Source organism: Prevotella sp. HCN-7019 (genome assembly GCF_037890215.1).
In the GTDB taxonomy this organism is placed as follows: Bacteria; Bacteroidota; Bacteroidia; order Bacteroidales; family Bacteroidaceae; genus Prevotella.
Map to the genome: position 1 here is coordinate 255,470 of NZ_JBBKBO010000001.1, position 23,338 is coordinate 278,807.

General features: G+C 51.2%; 22 protein-coding genes. 9 read left to right on the top strand and 13 right to left on the bottom strand.

Going from position 1 to position 23,338, the window contains the following annotated elements; translation table 11 throughout:
- The first annotated feature begins 79 nt into the window (after positions 1–79).
- From WKT13_RS01005 to WKT13_RS01015, 3 genes are read left to right on the top strand one after another with little or no spacing between them, the layout of a single operon-like run.
- On the top strand, positions 80–361 hold the full coding sequence (locus tag WKT13_RS01005; RefSeq protein ID WP_004295465.1) for an Imm17 family immunity protein: 282 nt from the start codon (positions 80–82) through the stop codon (positions 359–361).
- A gap of 4 nt (positions 362–365) precedes the next feature.
- The gene (locus tag WKT13_RS01010; protein ID WP_004295258.1) at positions 366–761 is read left to right on the top strand and encodes a hypothetical protein; all 396 of its coding nucleotides are present in this window, start codon (positions 366–368) and stop codon (positions 759–761) included.
- A complete protein-coding gene (locus tag WKT13_RS01015; RefSeq protein ID WP_004319173.1) occupies positions 758–1,144 on the top strand; it encodes a hypothetical protein in 387 nt (128 codons plus the stop codon). Before WKT13_RS01010 ends, WKT13_RS01015 begins: the two co-directional genes overlap by 4 nt.
- Before the next feature lie 28 nt (positions 1,145–1,172).
- Here WKT13_RS01015 and WKT13_RS01020 read toward each other — a convergent pair whose 3' ends face one another.
- From WKT13_RS01020 to WKT13_RS01055, 8 genes are all read right to left on the bottom strand, one after another.
- Complete coding sequence (locus WKT13_RS01020) at positions 1,173–1,763, bottom strand: DUF4948 family protein (protein WP_004295259.1); 591 nt, start codon at positions 1,761–1,763, stop codon at positions 1,173–1,175.
- A gap of 24 nt (positions 1,764–1,787) precedes the next feature.
- Positions 1,788–2,738 (bottom strand): hypothetical protein, encoded by a 951-nt coding sequence (locus WKT13_RS01025; RefSeq protein ID WP_007662662.1) that lies wholly within the window; start codon positions 2,736–2,738, stop codon positions 1,788–1,790.
- 31 nt (positions 2,739–2,769) lie between these two features.
- Positions 2,770–3,261, bottom strand: a complete 492-nt coding sequence (gene imm9, locus WKT13_RS01030) for an Imm9 family immunity protein (protein ID WP_149192844.1) — start codon at positions 3,259–3,261, stop codon at positions 2,770–2,772.
- A gap of 83 nt (positions 3,262–3,344) precedes the next feature.
- On the bottom strand, positions 3,345–3,926 hold the full coding sequence (locus tag WKT13_RS01035; protein WP_007662660.1) for an SMI1/KNR4 family protein: 582 nt from the start codon (positions 3,924–3,926) through the stop codon (positions 3,345–3,347).
- A gap of 48 nt (positions 3,927–3,974) precedes the next feature.
- Positions 3,975–4,526 carry an ankyrin repeat domain-containing protein gene (locus WKT13_RS01040; RefSeq protein WP_117508533.1) on the bottom strand — a complete coding sequence of 184 codons (552 nt, stop codon included), beginning with the start codon at positions 4,524–4,526 and terminating at the stop codon, positions 3,975–3,977.
- A gap of 94 nt (positions 4,527–4,620) precedes the next feature.
- Positions 4,621–4,845, bottom strand: coding sequence for a hypothetical protein (locus WKT13_RS01045; protein ID WP_029427360.1), 225 nt, complete (start codon positions 4,843–4,845; stop codon positions 4,621–4,623).
- 66 nt (positions 4,846–4,911) lie between these two features.
- Positions 4,912–5,349, bottom strand: a complete 438-nt coding sequence (locus WKT13_RS01050; RefSeq protein WP_181214489.1) for a hypothetical protein — start codon at positions 5,347–5,349, stop codon at positions 4,912–4,914.
- A 67-nt stretch (positions 5,350–5,416) separates the two neighbouring features.
- Entirely contained in the window at positions 5,417–6,535 is a 1,119-nt protein-coding gene (locus WKT13_RS01055) for a tyrosine-type recombinase/integrase (RefSeq protein WP_007565622.1), read from the bottom strand.
- Between the two features lie 312 nt (positions 6,536–6,847).
- On the opposite strand from WKT13_RS01055, the gene WKT13_RS01060 reads away from it, so the two are divergent.
- The 5 genes from WKT13_RS01060 (at position 6,848) to WKT13_RS01080 (ending at position 17,341) form a co-directional block, all read left to right on the top strand.
- Positions 6,848–8,305 (top strand): DUF3945 domain-containing protein, encoded by a 1,458-nt coding sequence (locus WKT13_RS01060; RefSeq protein WP_117543497.1) that lies wholly within the window; start codon positions 6,848–6,850, stop codon positions 8,303–8,305.
- Between the two features lie 3 nt (positions 8,306–8,308).
- On the top strand, positions 8,309–8,524 hold the full coding sequence (locus tag WKT13_RS01065) for a hypothetical protein (RefSeq protein ID WP_004319199.1): 216 nt from the start codon (positions 8,309–8,311) through the stop codon (positions 8,522–8,524).
- Positions 8,525–8,539: 15 nt separating this feature from the next.
- Positions 8,540–10,639 (top strand): type IA DNA topoisomerase, encoded by a 2,100-nt coding sequence (locus WKT13_RS01070; protein ID WP_340322452.1) that lies wholly within the window; start codon positions 8,540–8,542, stop codon positions 10,637–10,639.
- A 143-nt stretch (positions 10,640–10,782) separates the two neighbouring features.
- Entirely contained in the window at positions 10,783–11,232 is a 450-nt protein-coding gene (locus tag WKT13_RS01075; protein WP_004295482.1) for a DUF1896 family protein, read from the top strand.
- Entirely contained in the window at positions 11,219–17,341 is a 6,123-nt protein-coding gene (locus WKT13_RS01080; RefSeq protein WP_117543495.1) for a helicase-related protein, read from the top strand. Before WKT13_RS01075 ends, WKT13_RS01080 begins: the two co-directional genes overlap by 14 nt.
- Before the next feature lie 63 nt (positions 17,342–17,404).
- Here the strand turns inward: WKT13_RS01080 and WKT13_RS01085 are convergent, their stop codons facing one another.
- From WKT13_RS01085 to WKT13_RS01105, 5 genes are all read right to left on the bottom strand, one after another.
- Entirely contained in the window at positions 17,405–18,418 is a 1,014-nt protein-coding gene (locus WKT13_RS01085) for a PDDEXK nuclease domain-containing protein (RefSeq protein WP_004319206.1), read from the bottom strand.
- 135 nt (positions 18,419–18,553) lie between these two features.
- Positions 18,554–18,880, bottom strand: coding sequence for a helix-turn-helix domain-containing protein (locus WKT13_RS01090; RefSeq protein WP_004295487.1), 327 nt, complete (start codon positions 18,878–18,880; stop codon positions 18,554–18,556).
- 3 nt (positions 18,881–18,883) lie between these two features.
- A complete protein-coding gene (locus tag WKT13_RS01095; protein ID WP_004303820.1) occupies positions 18,884–19,195 on the bottom strand; it encodes a helix-turn-helix domain-containing protein in 312 nt (103 codons plus the stop codon).
- A 398-nt stretch (positions 19,196–19,593) separates the two neighbouring features.
- Positions 19,594–20,454: an RteC domain-containing protein gene (locus tag WKT13_RS01100; RefSeq protein ID WP_004303821.1), complete on the bottom strand. Its 861-nt coding sequence runs from the start codon at positions 20,452–20,454 to the stop codon at positions 19,594–19,596.
- Positions 20,455–20,559: 105 nt separating this feature from the next.
- Positions 20,560–21,417, bottom strand: coding sequence for a helix-turn-helix transcriptional regulator (locus WKT13_RS01105; RefSeq protein ID WP_004294809.1), 858 nt, complete (start codon positions 21,415–21,417; stop codon positions 20,560–20,562).
- A 1,371-nt stretch (positions 21,418–22,788) separates the two neighbouring features.
- Here WKT13_RS01105 and WKT13_RS01110 point away from each other — a divergent pair.
- Positions 22,789–23,253 (top strand): Lrp/AsnC family transcriptional regulator, encoded by a 465-nt coding sequence (locus tag WKT13_RS01110; RefSeq protein ID WP_298620110.1) that lies wholly within the window; start codon positions 22,789–22,791, stop codon positions 23,251–23,253.
- Positions 23,254–23,338: the final 85 nt, after the last annotated feature.

Genomic DNA, 23,338 nt, shown 5'->3' on the forward strand with positions numbered 1-23,338 from the left:
CGGTGTTTTGGAGCATAAAGTAGTGATTATGTGAACGGAAAACATTATTTTTGTGTTCGGAATCCTTTTAATTATAAGTATGACAGTTACCGATATATACGAAGCAATGAACAGCAAGGCGGAAGCGTTTTTCGAGTGGTTGCAGGCTCACCCGAAATACGGGTTGCTGTTTGGTGTCGGGTTGCTTGCCCTATGGCTTGCAGGGTTGCTGTTCCGTTGGAAATGGGCGTGTCATTGGCAGTTTAACAGCAAACTGTGGTTATTTGATGATTGCAAGCCTGAAACACGCCGCAGGGTTCAGATTGTGTTGGTCAGCGTTCTGATTATACTTATATTGGTTGGTTTCTTTGTATGGAGATAACGGTATGGAAAAGGACAATCGCAAATACCGGATCTGCTTCATCGACTATATGTGGTATGTAGCCGAGATATGGCACGAAAGGGAGCGTACCAATCTCAACGGACGTATGCTACTGTTTTGGTGCTGGCTCTTCGTCCTACTCATACCGCTTGGGTTTCCGCCGATATTGCGCCTTTTCGGCTGGATGATTGGTTTGGCCATAGTGATTCCTCTCTGCTTTCTTCCCGATTTATTCTGCAAGCTACGCTATACAGCCGGACGGCGTGAAGCACTCCGTGAACATTACGGGAAGATGAAACATCCCGGCAGGAAGCTCGCCAAAATAGTTCTTATCGCTATCGCCCTGATCGTGGCAAATGTAGCGCTGATGTTCCACCTCGGATTTATACATTGGGCATGATGAAACGGCAGGAGAATAAGCAACGGTTTTATCTCTGGGACTACCTCTGGTGGATGGGGGAGAAATGGAAGCAGGCAAGACGAACAGGCAGGGTCGATGGCGAAATGATGCTCTCGATTTATATCTTCGCTCTTTTGATATTCCCTATGATGACTGTTACTATCCGGCTTTTTCCAGGTGTGTCGGCATTGTTGCCATGTGTCGTTTTTAGCATTGTCACATTTGCCGTTATGTCGCTCGTCAGCAGGATTTACAAATGGCGAGGCAAAGCAGTGATGTCTCACTATGCCAAGTGCAGGTTTAACGAACTCCTTGCGGTTCTGTTATTTTTCCTTGCGATGGCCATTATCTGCTTTATGATGTATCTTCTTGACAAAAAGTGATACATACTTTGATACGGACTCCGGGCCGTTATATCGAATGGTCTAACTCGATGTACCAGTTTCCCTTGATGGGCTTGTAAAGCGTGGTGTCGTTGTACGTCCTGCGGTAGATCTCGTTCAGGTCGCCATGTTCGGTGATACGGATATTCCGACGGCTTCTCAATCCGGGATCGTAAACGAAACTCTTGGACGTTCCGGCATCCACGATGCCGTGGGAGTAGTACGGCATAACGAGGCTCACATATACCGAATCTGCCGTTCCCCATTCCCTGCGATCAACAAGGATAAAACCGCATCCAATCTCTGATAACAGGGAGTCGAGTAGGATTCGCTCCGGCTTCAACAGTCCATATACCGGGATGTCTTGTTCATCATTCGTTTCATGGGATGTATCGCTTTGCTCCATTGAATCAAGTATAATAACCTCTTCCGGAGAAAGCGGCGGGTAGTGAAAACTACCTTCTGAACTCTCTGCCATGATTTCGTACACCTTACGGAACGCCACCTCGTGCGTGGTGAAATGGCGTATCATTTCCTCGTCCGACGGCGGCATGGGAGGCTCTCCGCAGCTTACGGCAAGCAGGATTACAAATAACAGGATTATGACTGGTGTTCTCATTTTCTAATGTTTAATGTTCTGTGGCTAACCAATCTTGTTTAGGGAGTTGAGCCATTTGTTAATAGCATCCAATCTGTTATTCTGTTTAATGGTATCTTCATTTCTACATAATTTGATTTGCCGAATAACAGAGTTCTGCATAATTGAATCGGATTTGAAAAGCAGTTCTAAAACGGCTTCATAACATTTGGAATATCTGGACAATTCATCCAATATATTTGCGTCTTTTAGAATATACAGGTTGAAATTGTACACAAATGACTTGTAACTGAAAATCTCCGACTGTAATGCTGCTGCATCAAGACAAGTATAAAACAATTCCTTATCGTGCTGATATAGCCACATATAATCAGATGGGTTCAGGTTGTAGTGCAATAAAGTTTCCGAACGGACAAATGGAAGCCCCGTATTTGAGCCTACCAGATAACGGTATGTCTCATTGACTATTGACTCAACTATTTCAATGGATTCTGATTGTTTGTCCGATTCCCGTATTTCTGTAAATGTATCGGCAATAAGAACTTCCACATCCTGCGATTTGTAATATATACCGTTTTTTTGCCAGCGGAATCTACGGATATATTCTTCAGAAGTCGGACAACAGAACAGTAAAGTATTTAACAATCGGTTCAGATATATTCGCTTATCTGGAATATGACAACGGTGTAACCCTATTATGGAGCCATAAGCGTATAGCTTTCCAAACTCGTTTTCCTCCGAATTTGAATTTTTAGGCATGTAATACAACCGCACAATATTGGAAATGAAATAATATATATCAAGATATTTCAATGTATCAGCCGATTCTCCATATTTGTTAAGTAAATGCCGCTCCAGTTTCTCGCCATACCATAAGTAGCCATCGGGATTTATTTGAAACAACCGATGAAACTTAGGTCTTGATAATGAAAAGTTCTTGTTTCTACTTTTCATTCGTTCCAGTAAGGCGACAATAATTCTATTCGTTATATCCATAGCTGTAATGGTTTGCAGCGTTCCGCCTTATTCAGTCGGTAGTGCTGTTTGTTATAAACTCTTTTTTCTTTATTCTTTTGCCGTTACATGTAAAGCCATAAGCAAAAGCTGCATCTATGGCTTGTTTTGCACTCTCAAGAATATAATGATACAAATTATCATATTTACTAAAGCATGGAGAAAGAATGTAGAAGTTTTTAATATTTAAAGGAATATAAATCCCCGTCATATCGGATATTCCATAGCGTGCTTCCTCCAAATTTGGTACTGGTATGGAAATAGATATTTCAAACTCTTTATTAGATGGGAAACGTTTTGCCCGTTTGAAAATCCCAATCCCCCCATTAGTATTTCGAAGATTTATCTGTATGAGAAGTTTCCAATCTTCCAAATCATCTAAGTTGATTTGGTTATTGTAATCTTCCATATAACCATTCAACTCTCGGTAAATTGAGCGCAGTAAGTCCAATTCTCCAAGTTCGGGGATTTCACTACTTATTAAAACTACATATTGATTATTCATACATTCATCCTTATATCCAGAGTTTATAATGGTTTGACAGCGTTCCGCTTCAAGTGGTAGTGCTGTTTGTTAGTCGCTTCATTCTATATCGGTAGTGTTTTTTCGCTTGGCGCAAGCATTCTACCTCTATCATCATAAAGAGTAAATATTCTTTTGGATTCAGATAAAAGCATATCCTCGAATGAATCCCAAGCTAAAAGAGATGAAGCATCTCTACGTTTACAGAAATGAACTTTTCCATCTTCAGAGTCTATATAGAGCTTCGAACCATCATATCTATATCCGCCTATGAAAAAATAAGTGTCTTTTGCATTTTTAGGTTTTTCGTAAATGTTCGGCTCAAGTAAGCCAAAAGGCTCTGGAGTTGCATTTAAATCTCGGTTGTAAGATTTTCTTATTCCATATAAACTGAAATGGTGGAAAAGATGTAATCCATTTGTATCTGTCATTAAAAACGAGCGAAATTGAGACGGAATTTCTCTTTTCAAATCTCGTTCTAACTCAACAATATCATCTTCATTTAGCGTAGCAAAGACGCAAAAATTATATGCTTCAGGAGCAATGAAAGGTGCATGACCGTATTCTTTTGTCCCGTTTTCATATTCTTTACATCCATACTTTTCAAAAGTCCGAATGTATTCCATTATTTCTGTAAATGCACTCATATTTTTTCTTTTTATTTTTCAAGCGACTAATGTCCGGCAGCGTTCCGCTTATTCAGTCGGTTTGCTGTTTGTTAACATCCCATTCTCTATTTCAATAATAATTGGTTTCACATTCAACTTGCGTCCTCCTTTAGTTATACTACCCGAAGCGTATTTTTGAAGTAGATCATAAAATGATACGCCATTGTTGTCGCATGAAAATGGGTTTACACCAGCACGTATAAATCTTATCATTAATTCACAATCTTCGGGATGATATTGTAATGCTATCCGAAGTGCATTTCTTCCTTGATTATCCGTTATATTTTTATCAACGCTTGGATTATCAAGTAAAGAAACTATCATTTCTATATTATATGCCCAAATTGCTGCAAATAAAGGGGATGCCCCACTCGCATCTTGATGATTTAAATTTGCGCCTAATTCTATAAGTTTATAAGCAAAATCATTTTTCCCTTCAGCTATGCAATTCATTAAAAAACTCCTGCCATTTCTATCCACGCTATTTAGCCCATACTTTTCAAGGAAAGACAGAATCTTTGAAAAGTCATTCTGAAACAATAGTGGATATAATTGTTTATCATCAAAATAATTAGTCATTTTCTCATGCTTTTAATTGGGATGTTAATGTCTGGCAGCTAATCGACCTTTATGGGCGATTGAGGTGCATGTTACTGATACATTCTTTTAATTCTTATATCCTTTCTAATTCATATAAAACTTCTTTCAGTAAGTCATATTCTTTATTATTCAAATCTCCATGCGCTAATAATCCGCAAAGATTAGAATATATCTTATCATAGATTTGTGGATCAGCATCATTCTGGAAGGAATGTATTAGTTTCTTATAAAACTCATTCCTACTTTCCGATAGCTCTGTCATTTGCTCCAATTTTCTAATAAGTTCTTTCGTATTCATTCTTATCGGTAATGTCCGGTGGCTAACCGACCATTAAGGGAGGTTTAGCCGATTGTTATCGTTCTGTTATCTTGTTTCTATTAATTGCCCTATTTCTCCTGTTTTTACATTAATTGAAAAGCGAAAATCGCAATTTGATATATTGATGAAAAAGTATAAAATTCCATTTTCAACTCTCACATCAACGAAATGTAGTGCTCTACCATAATATAGATTCCCGTAAGTAGCAATAAACAAATCAGACACATTCCAAATTATTTGATTTGTTGCGCTTAAAACATATGCTGAATTGTATTCTCCAGTATATGGATTCTCAACAACACCGACTACATTATCATGTTCTGAAAAGATAGCGCATAAACCACCTTTTTCTTGTTTCCGATTATACGCCTTTCCATTACATTCCCATGAAATCTCAATAGGAAGAATATCTCCAACAGAGTAACATGATGTTGTACTCGGAGAAATTGGGCGAATATATTTAAATGACTCTATTTTATTCATTCCATTTATTTTTTATGAACGATAACGTTATACTATCAGCCGATTTGGCTGTTATTTTCTTTAAGTATCAGACCTCGTCTTCCTCCATCAACAGATCGTCCAACGGGCTTTTGATATTGCTTTTGAAAGTGTCGGCTATGTGGACATACCTTTCCGTTGTCTTGATGTTGTTATGTCCCATAAGCTCTTTCACAATCTTGATGTCGGTTCCTTGCTCCAGCAAGTGGGTGGCGAACGAATGGCGCAGCAGGTGCGGATAAATCCGTTTCGTGATTCCCGCTTCCCGGGCCGCTGCCTTCAGCCGTTTCGACACGATACTCTCGGTGAAAGGTTCGCCCGGTCTGTGTTCAAAAAGCCACACTTTCGGTTTGTATAGTCTGTTATATTCCGTCAGCTTTTTCATCAACGGTTTTGATAGCAGGGTGTAGCGGTCTTTTTTTCCTTTACCCTGCCGCACCCGTATCAGGGAGCGGGATTCGTTGATGTCGCCGGGTTTCAGTTCCAGCAGTTCGCTGATGCGCAATCCTGCGGAATAGAGTATGGAGAACATGCAGAAGAAGCGCAGGTCTGTCACCGTCGCGTCGAGTATCTTCTTTATTTCCTCCTTGCTCAACACGTCGGGCAGCGTCTTCTCCCGTTTGGCACGGTTCACCTTGTAACACCGCCGTTCCTGACCGAGAACTTTCTCGTAATAGAACTTGATGGCGTTGATACGCTGGTTTTGCTGGCAGGAGGATATGTTTTTCTCGTGGATGAGATACAGCAGGTAGTCGTTTATCTCGCCGGGGGTAACCGTTTCAATCTTACGCCCCTCGAAATGCTGTTGGAAATCGCGGAAATAGGAGGTATATACCCTTACGGTATGGTCACTGTAACGCACTTGCTGAAGTTTTTCCAGATAGCCTTCCGGCAGTGGCGGCCGTTTGTCTTCCTCTTTACGGGGGGCGGTTTCCTTGATGGCAGAATAGTCTATAAACGCCATTTTCACATAGCGGTCGAAGAACTCGGCAAGCACGAAATCTTCTGCCGGCAGATAAGCCCTGCCGCCGACAAGCAGTACGTTTTCTTCCTTCGACAGCGACAAGCGGATGTCATTGTCATTACCGAAAGTCACTTCGACAAATTCTCTCCCGTTTCTTATCACCGGAGAAAGTTTGATCTTGGTTTTTGGGGTATATATTTCCATGCCTCACGTTTTGTCGGATATTGAAACCCGTTTTCGCAAATTTATAAAAAAACACGGGTTATCCATGCGCTTTATTGACATTTAACAATAGATCCCGACTACCTGACAATAAGGTGAGGAGCCACGAAAATACCCTCTGCCAAATCCGTCCTTCCCGGCACTCCGTTTCTCCGATTTCCTCTGCCCTGCGCCACAAGCGGCCACTTCTGTGCCCGATGCTTCCATAGCCTTTCCAACTCTTTTACGTTCAGCCGGTTCCCCTTACTTTCGTTCCCGCATCGCTATTGGTGCTAACTAAAAACACTCGTAATTATGGACGAAAACGTAAAGAACGACGCTAAACAAGTCATGCTCGTTCAGAATGCCGACGACGGACGACTGCAAGCCGTTACCGGCGTGGATCGGGACGGCAATATCCAGACCACCGACCCCACGGATCAGAATGTGGCGAGCCTGCTGAACGTGAACACGCAGGATTCAGCCCTCGAAGCCTTCTTCAAAAAGTTCATGGAACAGGCCCAGAACCCCGTCCACACGGGTATCTTCGTCATGACGGAGAATGCCCTGAACAAACTTATCCGCATCGACTTCGACCCGGAGATTCTGGAAAATTACCGTATCGACCCCTCCGAACGGCTTCAGACGCAGGAGCAGCGGCAGTTCGAGCCGCTGGACGTCACGAAGATAGACCTGGCGGATATGGAGAAGAAAGGTATCCGCATGGAGGACATCGAGCCGCACCTGAAAGCCATGTCTTACGGACATAAATCCAACGGGCTGGTGGAGATGAACCCCGAACTGGAGAACGGGATGCGTGTTTCCACCAAAGGGCGCGTGTCGCTCGAAGAGCAGGCGGACGGCTCGCTGCGCGTCGTGCCGCATTACTGGCAGGAACGGCCCGACCTCGACGCCCCCTTCCACGGGGTGCTGCTCGACGAGGAGGCGAAAACGAACCTGATGAACACCCGCCACGCCGGGAAAGTGATCGACCTGGAGCTGGAGCCGGGCAAGCTCACGCCCTGCTACGTGTCGATAGACAAATGGACGAACACGCTGGAACCCATGCCCGTTTCGTTACTCGAAAAACGTGCCCGCATCAAGGAGGCCGACCTCTCGGAAGGCAAGCAGATGGATTTCTACGGCGGCGGCAAGGTGTTGCTCGAAGGATATACCACCCGCGCGGGTTATAAGCGGGATGCCTATATCCAAATCGACGCGGCCGAACGTAACTATTCCTTTACCTACGACGGTTTGGATCGCAACCGCTACGCCCAGGAGAACAAGGAGATTTACCGCCAGAAGGCCGCCGAGAAAAACGGACGGCAGGAAACTACGGCCTCCGAACGACAGCCCACGCTCACGATTCACCGGACAATCCTCAAAGCCTCCGTGCCCAAAGAGGCTTATGACCAGTGGACGGAAGCGGTGAATGATCCCTCCAAGCGGGCGGATGTCAAGGCTTTCTACATCAAGGGCATGGTCAAGGACGGGCAGGGTGAGCCGTTCAACGCCTGGGTCAAGCCCAACTTCGAGCGTAACAAGATGGACTTCTTCCGCTGGAATCCCGACCGTGCGAAACGGCAGGGAGCGGAGGTCAAACCCGCCGTTGAAAGCCGTACCCAGGTCGCCGTCAATTCCGAGGGCAAGACCGTCGAAGCGGTCAAAGGTGTGAAAGAGCCGCTCAAGCAGGGACAGCAGGAAGCCACCCCGACGCAGAAGAAAAATTACCGCAGCAGCAAAAAGAGCAACTCCAAAGGTGTCAAGGTATAACGTATGAAATGGTTCTACATGCAGGCCGGAGCCATGCCGCTCCTGATCGCGGCGCTGGCCGCCTTGTACCTCCGGCCGGGTAAACGCAGCCCCCCGGAGGAGGCGGACGACGGACGGCAGTATTACGACGGGAACGGCAACCATGTCTATTACGACCGCCGGCTGATCGCCCGTCCGGAAAAAGAGAAAGAAGAAGAACTACAAGAAAACAACCACTGAAAAATCCGAATCATCATGCAAGTAATTATCGCAGAAAAGCCCTCGGTGGCGCGTGAGATCGCCGCCATCGTGGGAGCCACGAACCGTAAAGACGGTTTTATCGAGGGAAACGGCTACGCCGTAACCTGGGCCTTCGGCCACCTGGTCGGGCTGGCAATGCCCCAACAGTACGGCATCGTGGGTTTCCGCCGGGAAAACCTGCCTATCCTGCCATCATCGTTCATCCTCCTGCCCCGGCAGGTTCGGGAGGGTAAAGAGTATAAGGCCGACCCGGGTGTCGTGAAGCAGCTCGGTATTCTCCGGGAATTGTTCGGCATGGCCGAGCGCATCATCGTCGCGACCGACGCGGGGCGTGAAGGGGAGCTGATCTTCCGCTACATCTACTCTTACCTGGAATGCCGCACCCCTTTCGTGCGGTTATGGATCAGCAGCCTGACCGACCGGGCCATCCGCGAGGGGTTACAACACCTCCGCCCTGGCAACGAATACGACAACCTTTACCTCTCGGCCAAAGCCCGCAGCGAAGCCGACTGGATCGTCGGTATCAACGCCTCGCAAGCGCTTGCCGTGGCTGCCGGGCGGGGCGTCTGGTCGCTCGGACGGGTGCAGACCCCCACGCTGGCGATCATCTGCTCCCGTTACCTGGAGAACAAGGCGTTCAAGCCCGCCACCTATTTCCGGCTGAAGCTCTCCACGGCAAAGGAGGGCACGGAGTTCACCGTCCTCTCCACGGAGAAATTCGACGGCAGGGAGAAGGCGGAAGCAGCCCGCGCCGAGGTTATCGGCGCCCGAACGGTACGCGTCGTGAACGTGGAGCGCAAGGAGGCCAGGGAACAGCCGCCTCTCTTGTACGACCTGACGACACTCCAGAAAGAGGCCAACAGCCGGTATGGTTTTTCGGCAGAAAAAACGCTCGACATCGCCCAGTCGCTTTACGAGAAGAAGTTCATCACTTATCCCCGTACCGGCTCACGCTATATATCGGAAGATGTGGCCGAGGAGATTCCGGCACTCATCGGGAACATGACACGCTATCCCCGTTTCGCGGAATACGCGGGCCTGATGGATACCGCATCTCTCTCCCGCCGAAGCGTGGACAACGAAAAGATCGCCGACCACCACGCGCTGCTTCCCACCGAGAACCTCCCCTCCGAACTGGATGCCGACCACCGCATCGTCTATGAGATGGTCGCGGGGCGGATGCTCGAAACCTTTTCCGGGGCCTGCGTGAAAGAAAACACTTCCCTTACCCTGCAAAGCGCGGGGCATGATTTCACGGCCCGCGGCAGTATCATGGTCGAGACGGGCTGGCGGGCCGTCCTGAATGAACCTGTCGAGGAGAAAGAGGAGGACATGACCCTCCTTCCCGACATCGTGCAAGGCGACGAGCTGCCCGTCAAAGGATGCGGCACGGAACAGAAACAGACCCGGCCGCGCCCCCTTCACACGGAATCGAGCCTGCTGGCGGCGATGGAAACCGCCGGACGCGAACTGTCCGACGAGGCCGAACGCGAGGCGATGAAGGATGCCGGCATCGGCACGCCCGCCACCCGTGCCGCCATCATCGAAACGCTCTTTGCCCGCGAGTATGTCAGGCGAGAGAAAAAGTCGCTTGTACCCACGGACAAGGGACTGGCCGTGTATGCCGTGGTCAGGGACAAGAAGATCGCCGATGTCGCCATGACGGGCGGCTGGGAACTGGCCCTCTCGAAGATCGCCACCGGGGAGATGGACGCCCCGACGTTCCATCGCGGTATCGAGGTCTTCGCCTCGCAAATCGCCAAAGAACTGCTGGAAGCAAGAATCGACGGCGCGGAGAGTGACACAGCCTGCCCGCGTTGCGGCAGGCCCGTGGTGTTCTATCCCAAACTCGCCAAGTGCCAGAATCCCGATTGCGGCCTGACCGTATGGAGAACCGTGGCCCGCAAGGAGCTGACCGACAAGCAGCTCGCGGAACTGCTGACCAAAGGCAAAACCGGCACGATCCGGGGATTCGTCAAAAACGGCGGCGGGACGTTCGACGCGGCCCTCACGCTCGATGACCAGTTCAAGACCTCGTTCGTTTTCGAACCGCGCGATACTCCCAGGCAGGGAAAGAGGAACAAACGGAAATAATCGTTACCTTTGCCACTGGAAAAGACCTGTCATAACGAGATACGCTTGTTTGATAAGGATTTTTTCAGTGGTCGGCGCTTCGGGTGGGAACCCGGGGCGCCTTTCTCTTCCCCGATTATCAACGACCACTAAAAATTCTTATCATGCCAGACAAGCAACACCATACCCCCACGGGGGAATTGTCCTATTACGGACTTTCGTTACTATCCTACCTCAAGGACAGCCACCCGGAACTCATCGCCGAAAGTGAGTTCATCGCCGAGCGGGCCGACAGCGCCGCCCAAGCGTACAGCGAGGCGATCCGTTCGGGCTGCAACCACATCGAGGCCGAAGAAATTGCCCGCGAGGAACTCTGCCGCGGACTGCACTTTTCACCCTACAACACGCTGGTAAACATCCTCTGGAGGGAATTCGAGGCGGAGATTCCCGAGGATACCGCCCGGCAGGCGGCTCTACGCCTGCTGCCCCTCTGCCGCGGGGTGCTGGAGAAGTACGACCTCACGGACGACTTCGCCGACACGCCCGACTACGAACTGTTCTATACCGAACTGACGGGAACCGTCCAAATACTTCTCGAAGATGGCATTCAATAAGAAAACCCACCTCCGCCAGAATATCGACGCGCTGAAGACGGCCTTCACGCTCGACAGGGAACGGCGGGCGCCGACTCCCGAAGAAGAAAGGACACTCGGCGCATACAGCGGCTTCGGCGCCATCAAGGAAGTGCTGGAAAACCCCACCGGGAAACCGGACAAGGACGGCATGGCAACGCTCGTGGCCGAGTTGCACGAGGTCATCAGGGCGAACACCCCCGACGAACGGGAATACAAGCGCTACATGGACGGGATCAAGAACTCCGTCCTGACGGCTTTTTACACGCCCCCGAAAGTGGCAGACGCCATCGTGGAGGCGATATGGGACACGCGGATCGTCCCCAAACGTATTCTTGACCCCAGTGCGGGAACGGGGGTTTTCGTCAGTGCCGTGGATTTCCACGCCCCCTATGCGGAGATCACCTGCTTCGAGAAAGACCCCGCCACGGGGTTGATCCTGAAGCACCTGCACCCCGAAAAACGGGTGCGGGTACAGGGATTCGAGCGCATCGAACCCAAATACGCCGGTTACTACGACGTGGCCGTGAGCAACATCCCTTTCGGGGACGTGGCGCTCTTCGACCCGTTCTTCTCCACCCATACCGACCCCGTGCGGCGGCAAGGCACACGGGCGCTGCACAACTATTTTTTCATGAAGTCCGTCGATATGGTACGCGAGGGCGGCCTGGTGGCATTCATCACCTCGCAGGGAGTATTGAACGCCGAGCAGGGACGCCCCGTGCGCGAGTGGCTGATGAACCGCTGCGAGCCCGTATCGGCCATCCGGCTGCCGAACAACCTCTTTACAGAACACGCGGGGACGGAGGTCGGCAGCGACCTGGTTATCCTGCAAAAGAAAGCCGCCACGGGGGAACTGTCCGAACGGCAGCGGGATTTCATCGAATCCCGCAAGCTGTCGAACGGCATCCGGATAAACAACCTTTTCCAGTCGTTCGACAGGGTGATCCATACCGAGGCCAAAGTAGGCAAAGACCCCTACGGCAAACCGGCGATGGAGTTCACCCACGCGGAGGGCGTGGACGGCATCGACCGGGAGATGCGGCGTATGCTCTCGGAGGATTTCAACCGGCATTTCAACGAGAGTTATTGCCTGGAACATGCTCCGGAACAGACACCCGGTACACCGGAGCGGGAATTGTCCCGTCCCCGTCAGGCGGAACGCCAGCGTGCCGAAAGACACGAGCCCCGCCTTGCCGGAGAAATCGTCAAGGAGATTATCGCCGATGCCCGTAACCTTCAGCAGCAGCGGGAAGAGGAGGAAAAACGCCGCGTCGTCGCCGAAATGGCGGCACAGGGCTACCATGTCGATACCGAAACCGGGGAGATTACCCGAATCGAAAACAAACCCGGACAAGTGTTACCGGATTCTGCTGCCACACCCGCCGGAGAACCGACCGGGGAGGATCTGGCCGACTTCGGGGCCTGGTCGAAAGAGCGGGAGAATCGCTTGTGGGAGCAGCACCCGCCGAAACCCGAAGATTTCGGCATGGCAGATACTCCCGTGCAGCACGTGGGCGGAATAACGGAACCGAAACCGCGGGAGGGCTTCGCCGGGTCGCTTTTCGACACGGTGGAAACGGCGGCTCCCGTACCTGCCACCCAAGCTGCCGAACCGGTAAATGTGCAGCAGGAACCGTTGCTGACGCTCTACGATCTGTTCGGCTTCAGCGCCGAGGAGCGGCGGCAGGCAGAACTCGGTATATCCAAGAAAAGGAACAGCCGCCGGGGAGCAAAGCGGAAGACGCCCCGACAACCCTCATTATTCGCCCCGGCCTCCTCTCCGGAGGAACAGAAGAGCGAAATGCCGAAAACGACGCCACCGGAGCGTGATCCCGAAGACTTGTATGCCTCCCTGAACTGGGAGGACAACCCGCCGATCAACGGCTTTTACGAGATGATGATGTCGCTTACCCCGGAACGGAGGGCGGAATTGCGCCGACAAAGCGCCCGGCAGCAGGAAACCCCGGAACAGCGGGAACGGCAGGCGGTACGCCCCCCGACGGAAGCCCCGAAAGGCAAACGGAAACAAGCCGCCGGTACGCCGAGAACGGGCGGCCTGTTCGACACGCCGGACAATCCAGAGGAGGAAGAACCCGGTAAAGAAATGCCGCAGATACGGGAGGCGGATATGAAACCCCGACCGTTCGAGGGGGAGGTCGCCCCCTATTTCCGCGAGGGAACACTCGTCACGGACGGACAAAACCGGGTCGGCTACCTGCGGGAGACTGAATCCCTGCAACCCATGTTCCACCCGCTGGAACTCACGCCTGCACAACGGACGAAAGCCTCCATGTATATCGAGATACGCGATGCCTATTACCACCTTTATAACAACGAGGCGGAAACGCTGACGGCGAACCCCGCCCTGCGGGAGATGCTCAACCGGCTTTACGACAATTTCACCGAACGCTTCGGACGGCTCAATGACAAACGCAACCTCGACCTGATCAAGATGGACGCGCGGGGGACGGAGATTCTGTCGCTGGAGCGTTACATCGACGGCAAGGCACGCAAAGCCGACATCTTCGAGCGTCCCGTGGCCTTCAATCCCGATGAGATCACGCACGCCGACGACGCTTCGGAGGCCCTTGTGGCCAGCCTGAACAAGTACGGCCGGGTGGAACCGCACTACATGGCCTCGCTCACGGGAACTACCGTGGAGGGAATACTCGGGGAACTGAAAGGACGTATCTATTACAACCCGGAAACGGACGGCTACGAGGTTGCCGACAAGTTCATCGCCGGCAATGTCATCGGGAAAGCCGAACGGATCGAGGCGTTCCTGCGGGAGAATCCCGACCACGCCCCGGCCCGGGAATCGCTGGAGGCTCTGCGCGAGGCGACGCCCAAACCCATCGCTTTCGACGACCTGGATTTCAACCTGGGCGAACGGTGGATTCCAAAAGGTGTTTACGAGCGTTTCGCCTCCTCGCTCTTCGATACGGAGGTGAAGATCACCTTCGCCTCCAACCTGGACGAGTACGGCGTGAAGGCGGAAGCGACGAACGTGAAGATCACGGAGCAGTATGCCGTCAGCGCGCAGACCCGTAAGTACAACGGCCTGCACCTTTTGAAACACGCCCTGCAAAACACTTCGCCCGACATCACCAAGACCGTCCTCAAATGGGTGGACGGAGAACGGCGGGAGGTCAAAGTGCGTGACGGGGAGGCCATACAGCTCGCCAACAGCAAGATAGATGAGATCCGGGGTGCTTTCCCCGAATGGCTGCGCGAGCAGTCGTCCGACTTCAAAGACCGCCTGACAGACCTCTATAACCGTACTTTCAACTGTTACGTGCGCCCGAAGTACGACGGGACGCACCAGGAATTCCCCGACCTCGACCTCAAGGGGCTGGGAATCGACAAACTGTATGACAGCCAGAAGGACGCGATATGGATGGACAAACTGCTCGGCGGCGGGATAATCGACCACGAGGTGGGCGGCGGAAAGACCCTTATCATGTGCTGCGGGGCCTACGAGAAGAAACGCCTCGGGCTGGCCAATAAACCCATGATTATCGGGCTGAAAGCCAACATCCATGAAATAGCCCGGACGTTCTGCACCGCTTACCCGATGGCCAAAGTCCTCTACCCGGGCAAGGAGGATTTCACGCCCCGGAAGCGTGAGCGCATCTTCCGGGAGATACGCAACAACGACTGGGACGCCGTGATCCTCTCGCACGAACAGTTCGGCATGATACCCCAGTCCCCGGAGATACAGCAGGAGATATTGCAGGCCGAGCTGGACTGTGTGGAGGAGAACCTCGAAGTGCTCAAAGCACAAGGCAGGGACGTTTCCCGCGCCATGATGAAAGGGTGTCAGAAACGCAAGGCCAACCTGGAAGCCAAGTTGCAGAAGGTGGCGCACGCGCTGGAAACACGCAAGGACGACGCCGTGGACTTCCGCCTCATGGGTATCGACCACCTCTACGTGGACGAGAGCCACAAATTCAAGAACCTGACTTTCACGACCCGGCATGACCGGGTGGCGGGCCTCGGAAATCCCGAGGGGTCGCAGCGGGCGCTCAACATGCTTTTCGCGCTGCGTACCATACAGCAGCGCACGGGCCGCGACCTGGGGGCGACGTTCCTCTCGGGAACGACCATCTCCAACTCGCTCACGGAACTGTACCTGCTTTTCAAGTACCTGCGCCCGAAGGAACTGGAGCGTCAGAATATCCGCACCTTCGATGCCTGGGCGGCCATATTTGCCAAGAAAACCATCGACTACGAGTTTTCCGTGACCAACGAGGTCGTGCAGAAAGAACGGTTCCGATATTTCATCAAGGTTCCCGAACTGGCCATGTTCTACTCCGAGATTACAGATTACCGCTCGGCGGAGGATATAGGGATCGACCGACCGCAAAAGAACGAGATATTGCACAATATCCCGCCGACACCCCAGCAGACGGAGTTCATAGAACGGCTGGTGCAATTCGCCAAATCGGGCGATGCCACGCTCCTGGGCCGCCTGCCGCTCTCGGAGCGGGAGGAAAAGGCGAAAATGCTCATTGCCACAGACTACGCCCGCAAGATGTCGCTCGATATGCGTATGATAGACCCCGAACTATACAGCGACCACGTGGACAACAAGGCGAGCCACTGCGCCCGTATGATTGCCGGTTACTACCGCCGTTTCGAGGCGTACAAAGGTACGCAGTTCGTATTCTCCGACCTGGGAACCTACAAACCCGGAGCGGGGTGGAACGTCTATTCCGAGATACGGCGTAAACTCGCGGAGGATTACGGCATACCCCAAAGCGAGGTGCGGTTCATCCAGGAGGCGACCTCGGAAAAAGCGCGCAAGGAGATGATCGCCGGTATGAACGCCGGAAAAATCCGCGTACTCTTCGGATCGACCGAGATGCTCGGGACGGGAGTGAACGCGCAGAAACGCTGCGTGGCGATACACCACCTGGACTGCCCCTGGCGTCCCAGCGACCTGGAGCAGCGCGACGGGCGGGGAATACGCACCGGGAACGAGATCGCCAAACTCCATGCCGACAACAAGGTGGACGTGATATTATACGCCGTCGAGAAGTCGCTCGACGCCTACAAGTTCGGGCTGTTGCACAACAAGCAACTGTTCATCCGCCAGCTCAAGACCAACAACATGGGAAGCCGTACCATCGACGAGGGGGCCATCGACGAGAAAAGCGGCATGAATTTTTCCGAGTATGTAGCCGTCCTCTCGGGAAATACAGACCTGCTGGACAAGGCCCGCCTGGAGAAGAAGATCGCCACGCTCGAAAGCGAACGCCAGGCATTCGTGCGCGGCAAATCATCGAGCCGCTACAAGCTGGAGCAGATCACGGAGAAGATAGAGAAGAACAACGACCTGATACGGCGTATCGGCAAGGATCTGGAACACTTCAAGGCCCGCGTCGAGTTCAACGAGGACGGCTCGTACCGCAATCCCGTGAAACTGAACGGGCTGGAAACCTCCGACCCCAAGCTCATCGGGAAACAGCTCAACCGTATCGCCGAAACGGCACGCACGCTCGACAGGCTCGAACCCATCGGGAGCCTCTACGGGTTCGAACTGCTCGTCCAGAGCGAAACGACCGGGAAAGACGGGCTCGACCTGGTGCAGAACCGTTTTTATGTCCGGGGTGAAGGGGATTATCTATACCAGTATAACTACGGGAATATCGCCTCCGACCCGCGACTGGCGGCGATGAACTTCATCCACGCGCTCGCGACCATCGAGCCGACACTGGAAAAATTCCGGAAAAAGAACGAGGAACTGGAGAAAGATATTCCCGTCCTGCGGGAAGTGGTGGAAAGTTCCTGGCGCAAGGAGCCCGAACTGACGGCCCTGAAAACTGACCTGACGGAAATAGACCGCAGGATACAGCAAAGCCTCAAACCGATAGAAGAGAGCGAGGGAAAGGAGGCGGAGGAGGATAACGACGTGTGCCGGGAACGGCATGACACGGCGGAAGAGCTCCCGAAGGAAGACAACACGGCGGCCCGTATTCCTTCCCGGCTGCGGCAGATTGCCGACGCCTCCGGGGGGCGCATCGTGATCGCGGGCGTGGGCAGCCCGCCGGAGAACGGCCCCGCAAAGAAAGGGATTAAGATGTAAGCGAAAAGCCGACGGAAGTACAGATTTCCGTCGGCTTTTTTCATATGCCCATGAGCGTTGTTGTCACACTTCCTGCAAGAGTGTTTGCAGCTCCTCCTGCGTGGGAAGATAGGTCATGTACTGGGCGGCGAAGACCTGCTTTTCATCTTCGGGCAGCGTATAACGGACGACCGCGTCGTTTTTCTCCGCGCAGAGGACGATACCCACCGGAGGGTTATCCCCGGGATTCATCAACTCACGGGTGTAGTAATTGACATACATCTGCATCTGCCCCAAATCCTGATGGGTCAGCTCCCCGGATTTAAGGTCTATTAAAACGAAACAGCGGGCCAGGTAATTGTAAAAGACCAGGTCGATGTAGAAATGCTTGTCGTCGAAGGAGATACGCTTCTGTCGCGCGACGAAGGCGAAGCCTTTCCCGAGTTCGAGCATCAAGCGCTGCAAGCGGCTGATGAGCAGTTGCTCCAGATCGGTTTCCAGAAAATGCTCTCCCTGGGGGATACCGAGAAACTCCAGGATATACGGGTCGCGGATGATCTCTTTGGGTTCGACACGCCCGGGTTCGGTACGGGAAATCTCCTCTTTCACGGCTTTCTTGTCTCGGCTGGCCAGCAAGCGGTCATAGAAAAGCGTGTTGATTTGGCGGTCGAGCTGCCGGACACTCCAGTTTTCCTTGACGCACTCGTGCAGGTAAAAATCACGGGCGGCATCGCCCGACACCTTGAGAAGCGTGCGGCAATGCGACCAGCTCAATTTATCACACAGCGTGTGATATTTCGGGTAGCACTGGTAAAACTGCCTCATGTACCGCAGGTTGGTGGCCGTGAACCCGTTTCCGAACTCCGCCACGAGCCGCCTGGAAAGGGTGTTGATGACAGCCTTGCCATATCCGGCACGGCCGGTTCCCTGCTGCTCGTACTCCACTATATATTTCCCTACCTGCCAGTAAGCCCTCACGAGGGTCGAATTGACATGATGTATCACCTTCGCGCGCGCTTCCTGCAAGATATGGCGCACGTTATGCAGTAGCTCTTCCTCCCCTTTGTCGGCAGGATATATTTTATCTGTTTCTTTCATTGTTCATTATTATATAGGCTTCCAAGTGCAAACATACTGATTTTACGGCAAATATCGAACGGTTGTACCGCCTTGTCGTGCCTTATTCCATGTATCTCCGCGTTTTTCCATGACGCCGGACTCTCGGGACAGGGCCTAACCGGAACCGGCAGGACGATCCTTTTTCAGCTTGCGGAAATTACTGAAGTTACGCTCGATGAACCGCAGGACGTCCGATTCCCGGTAGAAGGTCTTGTGATAGATCATCTCGTAAGGCAGCTCTCCCGAGGTGCGGTAACGCTGGAGTGTGCGCTTGCTGATATTGAGCATACGGCACAGGTCGTAATTGTCCAGAAGACGCTCCCCGTCAGGCAGGATGGAAAGCGGTTGCTCCACGTCCCCCGCGCACAGCTTCTCGATACGTTCCAGCCGTTCCGAGAGCCGCTGCATCCATCCGTCGAAATATTCCTTATCCAGAAACATGGCCTACTCCTTTGGTCGGTTTTTGCGCCGCACGGAACGCTCCTTCAGCACACGGCGGATTTCCGTGAGGGAATAATACAGCTTCCGGTTGATGGCCGAATAGGTGATCACGTGATCCGAGCGGAGGCGTTGAAGGGTACGCCCGCTGATGCCCAGGTAACGGCAGACCTGCTCGCCGTCCATCCATTCGTCGTTTATATACTCCTTATTCCATGCACGCCCCTTTTCAGGGAGAGAGGCGATTGCAGCCTCTATTTTCTCTATACGCCCGACAAGCTCGTTATAGGCTCGCGAACCGATCACTATGATTTTCATACTTCTTTGTTTTTTAGTCTGTTACAAAGGTCGGGCTTATATGGACAGCTTAAAACGAGGTCGGTACGACTTTTTTTTGATAATTTGCAGTGAACTGATTCTCAATGGTTCATGCGGTGAAGAAGGCAGTGTTTTTTACCGAAATCCGCGGCCCGTACTCGGTATTTTTATTGGCAGAAATGCGATAGCATACTGTGATTCAACGCTTAACGGTGTTCTAATCCGGACGGGGCTACAACGGAACACCCGTATCGGCTCCTTATACGGGTGCAAATACGGGCGTTCGGGAAAGTTCCTTTCGAGAGTTACGGGGGAAAACCGACCTCGGTTCTTTTGTTATATACAACGCTGATTATCAGTGTTTCTATAAGGAATAGAGTGCTTTACCGGTTCATGTTCTACTCGGAATTGCCGTTTTTCTTGTTTCGCTTCCACGTCTGCATACGTTTAAGCAGGGCCTCTTTCGCCTTGTCAAGCCACGGTGTCGGGTTGTTTCGGATTTTCATATCGCAGAATGTCCTCGAAAGGTTCATGTCGAGGTGTACGTTGAAAGCGTTGGAAATGTAGCTGGCAAGTTGCGTGAGTGGCACATTGCCGAAACAGCCTTTACTGTCGAGCAGGTAAATAAGTTCCGTCAGATCCGTCTTCGAGTCCTGCCATGTCGGACGCACGTCAGACAATGGCAGAACCATGTTCCGGAGGTTCGTGCTCTCCAGTGATTCCAATTCGCCCATAAGATAAACCGACAACATATCGTTGGCCAGGATTTTCGCCACCTTGAAATCCGCGTTTGTCGAAAACTGCGGGTCGAGTTCATAGTAGAAGGTTTCCAGGTATTGCTCCGTGTCGGTCTGCCCGCGCAGGAAATAGAGGCTGTCCAGGTGTGTAGCGCCGCTGCGGAAATAGCGGATAAAGTCGAGGCGTTTCTGCGTGTACGCGTTGATGGCCCGAACATGGGCGTCCAGGTACTCCCGTTGTGCCTCGATACTTCCTACCGGACGGTTCATCTCGATATTGTAGAGCTTGCGGTAATAGATCAGACGGCAAAAAAGACGAGGTTTGATTTCTTTGAAGAACTTTATTTCCTCGTCATCGTTTTGAAAACGGTAGCCGATGATATATTGTTTCAAACGGTCGAACGCTTCTCCCAGGACACGTGACGCTTCAAGCGACTTTTTCAACACGTCGGTATCCCGCGATTCGATACGTTCGATACTCCGCAGGACTTCGCTGTTTAATTTTTCTATAAATGCAATCATAATCCGTCTTGTTACTTTCGCGTATAAAGTTAGCGAATCGAAAAACCGGCGGATTACGATTTTTATCTTTCTCTTCGTTTTTTTATCACGGAGCCGATTTTAATGTCAGATCCGACCTTCCTGGCGGATGGAAGTGGGATTGCTCCCCATATTCCGCTTGCAAAAGTCCGTAAAGTGGGATTGGGCGGAGAAACCGCACATGTAGGCTATTTCCTGCAACGTGTAGTGTGTCGTCCGCAACAACTCCCCGATACGTTCGATACGGCGCTGACGTAACCACGAGGAGGCCGAGCAGCCGAAAACCCGCTGGAAACGCCGGCGGAAGGTAATCGTGCTGGAATACCCGCAAACCCCGGCGAGTTCCGTGACGTTATCCGAGGCAAGATAATTCGATTTGACACGGGAGATGAACTCGTAATCGTCCCCCAGGTGCAACAGCTCCTCGAACTCCCCGACATCGGCGGGAGTGAGATGTTCATAAGAGGCGTCGAGCATTTTCAGCATGACAGCAGCGTTACATTCAACGGGCATACCCAATGTCTTACGGGCTTCACGCAGGTAATTCTTGAACCGCAGCCGCAGCGTGTCGTGATGCGGGTAGGAACACTCGGACAGAATGGTGCAAACCGTCCGCAGTTCATCGACACAACAGTAGCCGAAATACCACGTTACAAGACGCTCGACGTAATGGACGACATGAAATTCCTCCGAAAGCATCAGAAGAAGCAGGAACGGGGTGAAATCCTGGTATTCCCTCGTTATGGGACGGGGTGCTTCGTCAAGCAAGGAGGCGATGTCCCGCATCAGCAGAGAATCTCCCGAGTACGCTTTTATTTGTTCGGAACTGCGGGCATAATCCCGGTAACGCGATATGACCGCCGACAAAGCATTGAACTTCACGGCGTGAACGCCTTCTATAAAGGAAGGGCGAAGACTGTTGTAAATGGATAAGTCGGTTTGCATAAGTCATTTCTATAAAACGGAGCCGCATCCCCTTGTTGCCAAAACTCCGCAAGTCGTTACTTATGAACCGCTTGGAACACGGTACGAATCCTAATTACAAATATATCGCATCTGATAATCCGGAACAAATATCAGCAGGTAAAAATGAAAATAAACCTCGTTATTTTTGATTATTACCTGCAATAATATTATATTTGCAAACAAATAAGAGTTGTTTGACAGCATGAGAAATATAGTGTATCAAAGCACTTTACCAATTTCTTATCCGTTGCCCATTCTCATGCGAGTTTCTTTTAATCTATTTGTAGTCAATTAAATACCTTCAGACTACATCAAATATACGAAAAGACTTGCAACTGAAAAAATATATGCCCAATCTGATAGCACCGCACATCAGCCCGTATTCTCATTTTGTCAGGACAACATGTATCAACATTACAGTCCCTAACGCCAGAGCCTCACACATCTTAATGTCAAAAAAGCAGACGGACTTTACGTCAGCATTAAATCCGAACAATCAGTTCATCATGAGCAATGTGCCCATTTCTCCTTTAATTCATATAACAGATACTCACTGTCTCCTTAATAGAAGGAACAATTCACAAATCCCGGAGCGTTGTCCTCAAACTGTATGTTCACAATATTTAACACGATACCGGCTATCGGAAATATCGATATCAGCCTATAAAAACCTACGGAACACATCCTCCGTACAATCGATTTCACCGAATCAAAGTCAAAATAATTTACCGGAAAAAAGCTCGCCTCCAACCGGCAAACCAGAATGAGGCGACGGCATTTCCGTCTACAAGACGGCTGTCTTGGCACTGCTACGGCCAGAGAAAACCACATCAGAAAAGCCCCAAATCCCGTTCCGCCAGCGTTCCTCATCGGAAATGTTACGCAAAAGAGCCTGTTTCATCATGCAATAAAGACCATATCACACCTCAAAAGAGGCTTTATTACACGACGAAATGGACCATTCTGCACAACGGAAAAGCCTCTTCCACAAGTCAACAAAAGGCATAACACGTCATCATATATACAACAAACTGACTGTCAAGCTATTAGAGCACATGTATAAGATTCGCATATTTCACATCGGCAGACACCACTTCGGCAAATAACGGAGCTACAGGAAGGCTGGTGTAAAGATTTTTTACCATCGCGGATGCCCTGTCTCCGCCGTACGGAAAATCCGTATGCGGTGAGCCGAACGGTCTCCGCCACTACCCCACACCGCCCGGTCCATCCCATCCGCAAGATGTCACAATGTAAAAAAATAATAGATTTTTATTACAAATATTGTTGTATATATCATCGGAATTAACTACATTTGCTATCTAAATGTAAATTTAAAAACATATCATAATGGAAAAGATAGACAAACTCGACAAAAAGATACTTGGAATACTTTCAAAAAATGCCCGTATACCTTTCAAGGATGTAGCAGCCGAATGTGGCGTGTCAAGAGCCGCCATACATCAGCGCGTGCAGCATCTTGTGGAGGACGGAGTGATCACAGGAAGCGGTTTCGACGTCAATCCTAAGAGCATCGGCTACACCACATGTACTTATGTCGGCCTCAACCTCGAGCGCGGAAGCATGTATAAGAACGTAGTTCAGCGTCTGCTCAACATACCCGAAATCGTGGAATGTCACTTCACCACCGGCCCGTACACCATGCTCGTGAAACTCTACGCACGCGACAACGAACAGCTCATGGACCTGCTCAACAACCAGATGCAGGGCATACCCGGAGTGGTTTCCACCGAAACACTCATTTCGCTCGAACAGAGCATCAAGAGAGAAATTCCTGTACACATCGACGAATAATACCTTCGCCGCCTGCGGGAGGATGCCGGCAATGCATGCCCGACACTTTTACGCCCGCAGGCAGCGCACCCCACTTCCTTACAAC